Genomic DNA, 3,207 nt, shown 5'->3' with positions numbered 1-3,207 from the left:
TGCAACCGAGTGTAATCGATACCCATACTACAAATACTTACTTCAATTATAGTAATAGTTTCTATCGGACTGGCGGGACGTCGCCGCCGGGAGCAAGCCCTCAGATGGTGTCGAACTCGACCGCGGTTTTCACGACGGTGTCGCCCGTTTCGAACGCGGCCCGGAAGTCCTCGAGCCCGTAGACGCCGGTCACGAGGTCGTCGGTGAACCACTCGGGGAGTTGCGCGAGCGTATCGACGGCGGACTCGAAGTGTCCGCGGTGGGAGTTGACGGTGCCGAGCAGCGCTTTGTTGTGCAAGACCAGTTCCCGGTGAAGGCGACCGCCGTCGACTTCGAAGCTCCAGGGTTCGGGAACGCCCAGCAGGACGCCGACGCCGTTGGGTGCGAGGGCATCGACCGTTTCGAACGCGTGCTTTGCGTGGCCGGTCGCCTCGTAAACGAGATCGGCAGCCTCGTGGACGTCGGGGATTTCGGAAACAGGGGTTTCCCGCGAATCGACGTACGTCGAGCCGAGGTCGTCGATGAGATCGATCGTCGGGTGCGGTCGGTCACGCCGTCCGAGACAGTAGGTGCGATCGACGTCGAGTACCGTCTCGAAGATCGCAAGCGTCAGGAGCCCGAGCGATCCGTTGCCCAACACGAGCGCCGACTCGAGGTCCCAGTCGAACGCGGACCGCGAGGCGACGGCGTGTTCGAGCGCTTTTTCCGTGATACTGATCGGTTCCACGAGGAATCCAAGCGACGCGAGGTCCGCGGGGATCGGGACGAGGTACTCCGCGGGGCTGGTGAAGTACTCGGCCATGAATCCGTGGGCACCGACGATCCCGCGTTCGACGTACTCGCCATCGGGTGCCATGTCGGGTTCGCCGCGTTCGAAGTACTCGTTGGTGCCGTTCGGCGGCCGTCGTACCGTCGGCACGACGACCTCGCCTTCCTCGAGGTCGGTCCCGTTCGCGTCCTCGACGACGCCGACGGCTTCGTGACCGAGCACGAGCTGTGATGCTCCGTCGGGGAGGTTCCCGTGATGGCCCGCGATGACTTCGTGATCAGTTCCGTCGACCCCGACGCGAAGCGTCCGCACGAGGGCTTCGCCGGGATCGGGTTCGGGACGGGGCGTCTCGACGAGGACGGGTTCCCCAGCCCCGGGTTCGACAGCGATCGCTTGCATGTCTCGAGGAAGGCGACCAGCTGGTAAAAGATTTACCATCACAGTAGTAAATATCTGAACAAGGGTGGCCGACCGGCAGTACTTATCCGGCAGTCGATCGGTTTCTCGGTCGCGGTTGTGGAACGGATCGCTCGAGTAATCCGTCGTCTGCGATACCAAAACACCCCGGATTGACGCCTCTCAGTCCGCCACAGCGATAATCCGGCCGGTTACAGGACGAGGCACGGATGCGCCGCGGACGACTGGACTGTGGTTCACGAACGGCGGTCGACGACCGGGAGTACTTTGGACGGAACAGGGGAGAAGGAGTTACTCCTCCCGTGCGTCTTCGACGGCGTCGACGAACGAGGCGGCGGTCTCCCTGACGCCGTCCATATCGCCGGCGGCGATGGCGTCATCGTCGAGAATCGCCCCGCCCGCACCGACGGCGACGGCACCGGCGTCGAAGAACGCAGCGACGTTATCGCGGTCGATTCCACCGGTCGGGACGATGTCGACGTCGCCGAACGGCCCACGGAGCGCGCTGATGTGGCCCGGCCCGACGGTCGTCGCGGGAAACATCTTGAGAACGTCCGCGCCGGCTTCCATCGCGGTAGCGGCTTCCGTCGGCGTCATGACCCCGGGTGCCGCGAGGACGCCGTGTCGGTTGCAGGTCTCGACGACGTCGACGGCGGTGTACGGGGAGACGACGAACGAGGCCCCCGCGTCGATCATCGACTGGGCGGTCGCCGCGTCGAGGACCGTCCCCGCACCGACGACCGCGTCCGTATCGGCGAGTTCCCGGTCGACAGCGGCGAGTTTCTCCCTCGCGCGCGTTCCCTCGGCAGTGATCTCGAGGGCGGTCACGCCCGCGTCATAGAGCGCCCGCGAGACGGGCACGATCCGTTCCTCGTCGATACCGCGGAGGACCGCGATGACGCCGCTCTCGACGATTCGGTTCGTGACGGTCCGCTTGTCAGTGTTGGCCATCCGTCCCTCCCTCCGCTTGTATCACGACGGTCGCGGTCGTCGAACGGGATCGGCGTGTACATCGGTCGGTCGACGATTGGCTATCGTGTGTCACGAGCCGTCGTTCGACGGCCTGTGTCAAGAAAGTAACTCACGCGCGAAAGAATACGGATCTCAACTCCTCGAGCCGTCGCCGGTCGCTCGGTCCTCGAGCATGACCGCGTTAGGCCTCGTCGAAGAGTTCCTCGCCCTCGACCATGTGATCGGCGACGGTATCCAGATCGAGCGTGACGCCCAGCCCCGGCTTTTCGGGCACTTCGATGGCCCCGTCCTCGATGACGGGTTCCTCGACGAGATCCGCCCACCAGCCGAGTTCGTAGGAGTGGTACTCGACGGCCAGCGCGTTCGAGATGGCCGCGCCGACGTGGGCGCTCGCCATCGTCGCGACCGGCGAGGCGACGTTGTGCATCGCCACCGGGACGTAATAGAGATCCGCGAGGTCGGCGATCTTCCGAGTCTCTCGCATCCCGCCGACTTTGGGCATATCGGGCGCGATGATGTCGACGGCCTGCTCCTCGAGCAGGCGGCGCTGGCCGTGGGTCCGGTAGACGTTCTCGCCGACGGTGATCGGCGTCGACGTACACCGGGTGACTTCGCGCTGAACGTCGTGGTTTTCCGGCGGGACGGGGTCCTCGAGCCACCAGACGTCGTATTCCTCCAACCGCTTCGCGAGGCGTTTCGCACTGCCGCCCGAGAAGGTCCAGTGACAGTCGAAGGCGACGTCGGCCCGGGAGCCGACGCGCTCGGTGATCGCCTCGACGATCGAGGCCTTGTGCTCGATTTCGGGTGCGCGAAGGTGGCGGTTCGCGCGGTCTTTCTCGTGGCCCGACGGAACGTCCAGATCGAATTTGAGCGCGTCGTACCCCAACTCCTCGACGACGCGCTCGGCTTCGTCGGCGCAGGCGATCGGGTCGGCTTCCGCTTCCGTATGGCAGTCGCAGTAGACCCGGACCTCGTCGCGGTACTTCCCGCCCAGCAACTGGTAGGCCGGCACCTCGAGGATCTTACCCGCGAGGTCGTGGAGAGCGATC

The 3,207-nt window shown here is 65.0% G+C and carries 3 protein-coding genes; all 3 read right to left on the bottom strand.

Translation table 11 applies throughout. The features are described from left to right. Nucleotides 1–100: 100 nt before the first annotated feature. Entirely contained in the window at nt 101–1,168 is a 1,068-nt protein-coding gene (locus TX80_RS02065; protein WP_049921210.1) for a glucose 1-dehydrogenase, read from the bottom strand. Nucleotides 1,169–1,477: 309 nt separating this feature from the next. Continuing rightward, nucleotides 1,478–2,137, bottom strand: a complete 660-nt coding sequence (locus tag TX80_RS02060; RefSeq protein WP_049921209.1) for a bifunctional 4-hydroxy-2-oxoglutarate aldolase/2-dehydro-3-deoxy-phosphogluconate aldolase — start codon at nt 2,135–2,137, stop codon at nt 1,478–1,480. Nucleotides 2,138–2,339: 202 nt separating this feature from the next. After that, on the bottom strand, nt 2,340–3,207 hold an 868-nt coding region (locus tag TX80_RS02055; protein WP_081661463.1), incomplete at its 5' end, for a mandelate racemase/muconate lactonizing enzyme family protein.

The organism is Halopiger djelfimassiliensis, from assembly GCF_000455365.1.
Classification (GTDB): domain Archaea; phylum Halobacteriota; class Halobacteria; order Halobacteriales; family Natrialbaceae; genus Halopiger_B; species Halopiger_B djelfimassiliensis.
Note: the sequence above shows the minus strand (reverse complement) of the source record. Positions and strands in the feature narration are given on the sequence as shown.

Coding starts and splice junctions, on each gene's coding strand:
- TX80_RS02060 (WP_049921209.1), bottom strand. CDS start 2,137: ATGGCCAACACTGACAAGCGGACCGTCACGAACCGAATCGTCGAGAGC.
- TX80_RS02065 (WP_049921210.1), bottom strand. CDS start 1,168: ATGCAAGCGATCGCTGTCGAACCCGGGGCTGGGGAACCCGTCCTCGTC.